The following is a 7,231-nucleotide window of genomic DNA, read 5'->3' on the forward strand; positions in this document are numbered from 1 at the left end:
CTAAAAAATTGTGGGGGACGTAACGATGACGACTAGACCATATCTATCAATGATCCAGCAATCAGTAGAGGATGACGGGGTTCAATTTGAAGAGGTAGCAAAAAACTATCTTTATCGTGTAAAAAAAGGCAAGCATTCTTTTATGATGTATGATGTCGAAGTGGGCTTAAACAATAGTAGCTCTGCAAAGCTAGCGAGCAGTAAATCAGCTACATATGATGCCCTGCGTGCGAGTGATGTTCCTGCCGTTGAACATATCTTCCTACTTAATAACAAATCGCGATTTAATAGTAACGATCCTTTCCTGTTAGCAAGCAACCTTTTTGATCAATTTGATCAAAATGTCGTTGTAAAGCAAGATAACGGTTCACAAGGAGCGAATGTCTACAAGATTAGCGATGAAGCCGACCTCCATCATCGCTTAGAGGAGATTTTCTCACTCCAAACAAATGCTGCAATCAGCCCATTTTATGATTCCACTTTTGAATATCGGGTTGTAACACTTAAGCAGAAGCCTAGGGTTTATGTGGCCAAAAAACGGACTACTTCGTGGAAACATAATTTAATAGGTGGGGCTGTTTCAGCTGAGGTAACAGCTGATAAATCTGCTCTATTAGGTGCAATTGCTTCACAGGCAGCCAAAGCATTAGAGCTTGACTTTTGTTCTGTTGATATCATTGAAACAGAAAAGGGCCTACTCGTTTTAGAAGTAAACGAGCAAGTCATGCTTGATGAATACATGAAACAAGATCCAAGACGTAAACAAGTTATCTCAGAGCTGTACCGAGACGCCATCCTCGCTCGTTTAATGCAGGGTAGTCTTTGATTCCCTCTTGTTTCAGGGTCTCAGTCACTCTCTCTGGGGGTCAGACACCTCTTTACCCTTTCACAGACATAAAGCAGTGTCTGACCCCTCACCCCTCCCCGTTATTCTCCGATGTCTTGTAAGGTATGTCCCAATATGCGTTTGGCATTGCCGATAAGTGTTTGTGTTCCAACAATTAAGACGATGTCTGCTTTAGTTTCCTCTTTTGCATACGTAATGGCCTCTTGTAAGTATGGAAACTCTTTGCTGGTAGGCACTATCGCTTTTGCATAGGAAAGTGCATCGTCTGGAAATGAAAGATGAGTTTGATCTGGTTTCGTAATAATCAACTGGTTAGACACTTCTCCTAAGATATCAATAACACCCTGATAATCTTTGTCTTCTGGAACGCCTACAACTGAAGTAATGTGATGGTTCTTATCCTCGTTGATCAAGTCGATCACATCTTTAATATACATAGCTGAATCCTTATTAATAGCACCATCCAATATCATAACTGGTCGACTGCTGATTACCTCACATCGCCCCGGCCATTGGAGCGTAGCAAAACAATCTCGCACAATATCTTCGTTCAGCTCTTCGCCAACAATATCTTCACATAATTGCAAAGCCAGTGCAGCATTTCCAGCTTGAAATGTCCCAAGCAACGGTATACGTAGCTTCTCATAGAACGCTCGTTTCGTTTTCACACCAAACATGACCCCGTTCTTATCCATTGAAATATTGTATGCTGAAAAGTCTTCTTGACCATAAAACACATCAGCATTCGTTTGGCCAAGTACTCTCTTGATCTCTGGTTGTACCTCTTCACTTTGTTCATGAATATAGGTAAATTTCGTTTCATTCTTTACAATCCCAGCTTTATGCTCAATAATGTCAAAAATCGAAGGCCCAAGATGACGAACATGCTCCATCATAATTGGCGTAATCGCAGCCCATTCATTCGGAAGCACGTTCACGTCATCATACATTCCTCCTCTTCCAACTTCTATGACATTGAGGTCAGTCTGTTGTTCTTTAAAATAAAGCGCAGCAATCGTTAAAGCAATCCCAATAGGACCTTGATAGATATCTGACGGAAGCTCTTTTTCAATTGCTGCGACGCTACTTTCTACAACATTGCTGAACCGAATAAAGTCATCTGTAGAAATAGCTCTTCCGTTCACTCTGATTCTTTCTTTGAAATCTACTAAATGAGGCGACGTAAATAGCCCTACCTTATAACCAGCATGGCTTAGTAAAGAAGAGATGAATCTAGACGTAGACCCTTTCCCTTTGCTTCCTGTCACTAAAATAAATCTCTGCTGACCGTCTGGAGAGCCAACCAAATCTAGCAATTTCCTTGTTAATTCAGGGTGCTTACTCTTTTTATCATTGCTTTCTTTAACATGTGAAATGGCCCTCATATATGATTGGTAAATTAAGTCCTCAGCTTCTTTTTGTGTCCGTATTGCCATATTCGCTCTCCTCTACAAAATCGTTACATATATTATGGACGATTCTGCCACGTTTAAAAAGCCTTTACCATTTCCCAGATAAAACCTCACACTCTCATATAAGTAAAAGACAGCAAGCAACCTAGCTTTATTTGCTAGATTGCTTGCTACTTACTATTTTGCGTTTATCATTTGCCTTGAATGTTCAGTATGTTCCTTTTCTTCTTCACTTCTCCAACGAATATACTCAAACACACTTTTACATTCTTTGCAATAAAATTGTCTAACAAGCTGTGCCGTACCAAATGGAGCAATAATGTCAACATTTTCTGAATGGCAAAATGAGCATGTTGGCTGATCCTTTTGACTAAACATTGGCTATCATTCCTTGGTCTTTTAAGCTATCAACTGCTCTTTTAAATTTAGCTGTTAAATCATTATATGCTAAATACTCTGTTACCTCTTGATTTTCTTCGATTTCCTTTAACCATGCTTCTGCTTCAGCTAGTACTTTATTTAGTTCTTCCTCAAATTTTCTCGGTACCCCACCACGATCATTCAATAATTTTAATGCCCAGCCTTCTGAGTATACGCAATGCTCCTTATGCTCTAAAAATAATTTATTGATATAGGCCGTTACCTCGTCGTTATTTGCTTGCGCCATTGATTCCATCACGATATCAATCGCTAAGTTCGCCGTATAAAAACCAGCAATCAACTTCACCCAGCTATTAATCTCTCTAACCTGTGAGAATGATTTCCCTGTTTCATTCCGGTGATCTGGCTTTTTCCCTTTATGCCCTTTAAGGTCTAGCACCCAATTGTATAAAATTCTTGCATGACCTAATTCTCCTTGTGCGATTGCAACCGATGAAAGTGTTGATTCTACATCCGGACCACTAAAACCAACCTCAACTAAACGATCTCCAAGAATATATTTATTATCAGCAATTCCCTCGATGACATTAATTAGCTCCTTGTTACTCATATTACCTCAGCTCCTTTTACTCGAGATTCATAATTCATAACACCTTCTGAAAGGGCAACTTTTAAGAAATGATCTTTTCTAACAACGTACATTTCAAACCAATCTTCTTCATCATACGTGTAATTTGCATACACTTTTGCTAGATTATCAGTATCAGCATCAACGGAACCAATAAATAATAATTCATCGCCTCGCTTAATCCGTGTAAAAACCAAATATTCTTTTTTCTCATTTAGCATTTTGTACTCACACCCCAATGTTTTAGTTGTTCTTTCGCCTTATCAGTTAAACGATCTACTGTCCAAGCTGGTACCCAAACGACATTAATGTTAACCTTTTTTACATCCTCTTCTTCTAATAAGCGGTTTTCGATATCGCTTTCAATCCATTCCATGCAAGCACAAGATGATGCGGTATAGGTCATCTTGATAACGACTTGCTCACCCTCCTGCTCTTTAATCTCATAAATAAGTCCCATGTCAACCACACTGATCGGGAACTCTGGATCCATTACTTCTGTAAGTGCATTCCATAAGCGTTCTTCTTTTTTAGTCACTGTTTGTTGCATATTAAACCACCTCGTTACGAAGATTTTCTAATTCGAAGTATCCTTTTTGAACTCGTTCAATAAATTCTCCGTTTTGTGGGCCACGTTGTTTAAAGCGTTTAATCACATTGTCCCATGTGTCAGGTTGGTTAAAGTCCCACTTTTTATTTTCTGCATCGAACACGCATGGGAACGGAACATCTAATACGTATTTCTCTGTTTCTTCATCATAATGAGCAGGTACGTCTACACCGATTGATTCACAGAACGGAATGGCTGTAGATAACCATACTTGGCGTAACTCATCATTTGTTTTTCCTTTTAAGCTATATTCTAATTGTGCAGACCGACTCTTTAAGTTATCAGCAACTCCAAAGAACTCAAGCGCCATTAAGAACATCCAGTCTACTGCTTCTTGTACTTGTTTCGCCGTTTCTGGATCCTTCATTGCATTTCTCATTATGACTTCGCCGTTTCTGAGATGGAAAAGTTCTTCTTTATCAACTTTTACAAGCGCTCTCTTCCAAGGTCCATAAGTTGTATGTTGATAAGCATCTCCTAAAAGCGTATAGCCTGCTCGGTCGAAAAAGGCGTTAAATACCCCCAACTCAATCCAGTTATCTAATTTGAAATCAAACGCATACGGATTTTTCCAACGATGAGCTTCACGGTTGAACATTAAGCTTTCAACATCTTCTCCTAAATCTTTTAACAAGCGCCAAGCAATATGGGCATGGCCAATCTCATCCTGCATAACAGCTAGTGCTGTAATTTTTAAATTCAAACTAGGTGCTTGGTCATAGACCGTTAACAATGGAGGAACACTCAAAAGCTCTGTATCAGCTACAATCATCAGCGTTTGTTTCAAAGCCTCAAGATACTCTTCGTTCATATCCTCCATTTCCTCTAAAACAAACCCTTTTTCAATCTTTTTTAGCAACTCTTCTCTAGTCATTCAAAACACCTCTTTTTAATTATTTTTATTACGTTTTTGTCTCTTACGTCTATATAACGTAATATAAAACACCTGAATAATTCTGTCAATTAGTTTTCAGAAAATTTATTTCAATATTGAATTATCCTCATTTCCAATATTATTTTGTTTATTAACATGGAAATAGTGTTAATTTAGTAGGGTTTTTACAATATTGTGAGTAAAATGCCTATTAGAGAAGGTTTGAAGCATACAAGGGACGTTTTATTAAAATTAGGGGTTTTGTCATTATGTATTTTAAACGAACGTTTTAATATTGTTATCAACTTGTCTATAAAGGGGTTAAGAAAAAAGAAGGCAAGACAAAAAACCGATTCTCTTCTATGAATGAGAACCGGTTCGTGGATCACTTTGATTTAATTGAGGTAATATCATCGTACCATCCTTATTTACATTTGTTATTTTTGTTTTTCTCTTCCTTCAAGTCTGCTGTAAGTATTTGCATAAAATTCATATGTTTCTTTGATTTCTTCAATTAGTTTTTTGACCATCTGGATCACCATTCCTTTTTGTTATTATGTCTATATTATGAATTGTTTTCAACAATTTCACAACGCTCTTGAAATCGGTAACATCTTGCATGAAAACGAAAACAAAAATGGTGAAAACGGGTACATCTGCTTTTCTCTTACATTTCCACCGTTTTTCTATTATATAAAACGTTAGCATTCATTAAAAAAGAGGATGACCCACTATTGATGAGCCATCCTTCAAGTTTATCTTCTTTGTTCAAATGTAGTTAAAGCCTGATCGAGCATATCAATCCCTGCATCAATCTGTTCCTTAGAAACCGTCAATGGTGGGATCATACGAATTATTTCACTCTGATTGCCACAGAAGTAAAATAAGACGCCATTTTCAAGTGCTAAATCAAGTATTTCAAACATTGCATCACCATCTGGTTCGCCTGTTTTTGGATCTATGATTTCAATGCCGATCATCAACCCAATCTGGCGAATGCTGCCGATAACAGAATGTTTTTCTTTTATTTTTTCCAGTTCTTTTGCTGCATACGCACCCATTTGCTTTGTGTTCTCTAGAAGATTCTCTTCTTCAATGACATCTAGAACAGCAAGTGCTGCTTCACAAGCAATTGGGTTACCACCAAACGTTGTCGCATGGCTGCCTAGTGGCCACTTTTGCATCAGCTCATTTGACGCTACTGTTGCACTTAGTGGCAAGCCGTTTGCGATTCCTTTTGCAATCGCCATAATGTCAGGGACCACATCGAATGTTTGGGCTGCAAACCACTCACCTGTACGTCCAAAGCCCGTTTGTACCTCATCAAAAATAAGAAGAATGTTATGACGGTCACAAATTTCGCGAATCTTTTTTAACCAAGCTTTCGGTGGAATAATGTAGCCACCTTCTCCTAATACCGGTTCAACAATGACAGCTGCTACTTCTTCAGGTGTCACCTGGTGATTAAAGAGACGTTTAAAATCTTTTTCTAATTGGTCTACGACATATTGCTCTTTGTCGATTCCTTCTGGACAATCCGTTGCATCCGCATACGGTACTTGGTAAGCTCCTGACGGTTGCAAAAATTTACGGTACTTACTTTTAGATGTTGTAACGCTAAGTGCACCCATCGAGCGTCCGTGAAAACACCCGAAGAATGAAACAATATATGGACGCTTGGTTACATGTTTTGCAAGCTTGATTGCTCCTTCAATCGCTTCTGCGCCACTGTTACCAAAGAAGAATGTATCTAAATTCCCAGGCAATTTTTCTGCTAAACGGTCTGCTAACGTTAATATTGATTCATATATAATGACACCTGAAGGACCGTGCCCTAGGTGATCTGCACCATCTTTAATTGCTTGTACGACTTTAGGGTGGCGATGGCCGACATTCGTCGTTGCAATTCCTGATGTAAAATCTAAATATTTTTTGCCATCGACACCAAAGTAATAGCAACCCTCTTCTTTTACCACTGGTAAATTTGGGTGATCTTTTGCCATACTTGGTGCTAATCGGCTAGACATGTTTTCTACTAGATGACTCCAATCCTTAGCCAAGAATACTACCTCCAAAAAAAATTTATTGTTTATTATATCACGATATTCAAAATTATAGGTCACAAAGGTAACACTACCTTTGTGACCTCGTACTTTGTTATTCTGCCCTCATTTAAGAGCAATGGCTTCTCTCGCCGTGCGCCTTTTGGGGAAGTTCACCCAAAAGGCTTAAAACATTACGGCGGTTTCGCTCTTATTCCTCCCTTTGGCATGGCAATGGCTTCTCTCGCCGTACGCCTTTTGGGGAAGTTCGCCCAAAAGGCTTAAAACATTACGGCGGTTTCGCTCTTACTCCTCGCTTTGGCATGGCAATGGCTTCTCTCGCCGTACGCCTTTTGGGGAAGTTCGCCCAAAAGGCTTAAAACATTACGGCGGTTTCGCTCTTACTCCTCGCTTTGGCATGGCAATGGCTTCTCTCG

Annotated in this window: 8 protein-coding genes; 1 reads left to right on the forward strand and 7 read right to left on the reverse strand. The window is 39.0% G+C overall.

Going from position 1 to position 7,231, the window contains the following annotated elements; all coding sequences use genetic code 11:
* Window positions 1-25: 25 nt before the first annotated feature.
* Window positions 26-826 carry an ATP-grasp domain-containing protein gene (locus tag AC1FXZ_RS16215; RefSeq protein ID WP_480055518.1) on the forward strand — a complete coding sequence of 267 codons (801 nt, stop codon included), beginning with the start codon at window positions 26-28 and terminating at the stop codon, window positions 824-826.
* A 101-nt stretch (window positions 827-927) separates the two neighbouring features.
* Here the strand turns inward: AC1FXZ_RS16215 and AC1FXZ_RS16220 are convergent, their stop codons facing one another.
* From AC1FXZ_RS16220 to AC1FXZ_RS16250, 7 genes are all read right to left on the reverse strand, one after another.
* The gene (locus tag AC1FXZ_RS16220; RefSeq protein ID WP_480055520.1) at window positions 928-2,283 is read right to left on the reverse strand and encodes a bifunctional folylpolyglutamate synthase/dihydrofolate synthase; all 1,356 of its coding nucleotides are present in this window, start codon (window positions 2,281-2,283) and stop codon (window positions 928-930) included.
* Window positions 2,284-2,436: 153 nt separating this feature from the next.
* Window positions 2,437-2,637: a PaaD-like zinc ribbon domain-containing protein gene (locus AC1FXZ_RS16225; protein WP_480055522.1), complete on the reverse strand. Its 201-nt coding sequence runs from the start codon at window positions 2,635-2,637 to the stop codon at window positions 2,437-2,439.
* Entirely contained in the window at window positions 2,630-3,250 is a 621-nt protein-coding gene (locus AC1FXZ_RS16230; protein WP_480055523.1) for a Phenylacetic acid catabolic protein, read from the reverse strand. Before AC1FXZ_RS16230 ends, AC1FXZ_RS16225 begins: the two co-directional genes overlap by 8 nt.
* Entirely contained in the window at window positions 3,247-3,489 is a 243-nt protein-coding gene (locus AC1FXZ_RS16235) for a hypothetical protein (RefSeq protein WP_480055524.1), read from the reverse strand. Before AC1FXZ_RS16235 ends, AC1FXZ_RS16230 begins: the two co-directional genes overlap by 4 nt.
* Window positions 3,483-3,818, reverse strand: a complete 336-nt coding sequence (locus tag AC1FXZ_RS16240) for a metal-sulfur cluster assembly factor (protein WP_480055525.1) — start codon at window positions 3,816-3,818, stop codon at window positions 3,483-3,485. Before AC1FXZ_RS16240 ends, AC1FXZ_RS16235 begins: the two co-directional genes overlap by 7 nt.
* A gap of 1 nt (window position 3,819) precedes the next feature.
* Window positions 3,820-4,752 carry a Phenylacetic acid catabolic protein gene (locus AC1FXZ_RS16245; protein WP_480055527.1) on the reverse strand — a complete coding sequence of 311 codons (933 nt, stop codon included), beginning with the start codon at window positions 4,750-4,752 and terminating at the stop codon, window positions 3,820-3,822.
* Window positions 4,753-5,507: 755 nt separating this feature from the next.
* Window positions 5,508-6,812 carry an aspartate aminotransferase family protein gene (locus AC1FXZ_RS16250; protein ID WP_480055529.1) on the reverse strand — a complete coding sequence of 435 codons (1,305 nt, stop codon included), beginning with the start codon at window positions 6,810-6,812 and terminating at the stop codon, window positions 5,508-5,510.
* Window positions 6,813-7,231 lie beyond the last annotated feature (419 nt).

This window comes from Halalkalibacter sp. HAAS-P014 (assembly GCF_056619965.1).

Excerpts from the sequence above, each read along its gene's own strand:
- AC1FXZ_RS16215 (WP_480055518.1), top strand. The coding sequence starts at position 26 with ATGACGACTAGACCATATCTATCAATGATCCAGCAATCAGTAGAGGAT.
- AC1FXZ_RS16220 (WP_480055520.1), bottom strand. The coding sequence starts at position 2,283 with ATGGCAATACGGACACAAAAAGAAGCTGAGGACTTAATTTACCAATCA.
- AC1FXZ_RS16225 (WP_480055522.1), bottom strand. The coding sequence starts at position 2,637 with ATGTTTAGTCAAAAGGATCAGCCAACATGCTCATTTTGCCATTCAGAA.
- AC1FXZ_RS16230 (WP_480055523.1), bottom strand. The coding sequence starts at position 3,250 with ATGAGTAACAAGGAGCTAATTAATGTCATCGAGGGAATTGCTGATAAT.
- AC1FXZ_RS16235 (WP_480055524.1), bottom strand. The coding sequence starts at position 3,489 with ATGCTAAATGAGAAAAAAGAATATTTGGTTTTTACACGGATTAAGCGA.
- AC1FXZ_RS16240 (WP_480055525.1), bottom strand. The coding sequence starts at position 3,818 with ATGCAACAAACAGTGACTAAAAAAGAAGAACGCTTATGGAATGCACTT.
- AC1FXZ_RS16245 (WP_480055527.1), bottom strand. The coding sequence starts at position 4,752 with ATGACTAGAGAAGAGTTGCTAAAAAAGATTGAAAAAGGGTTTGTTTTA.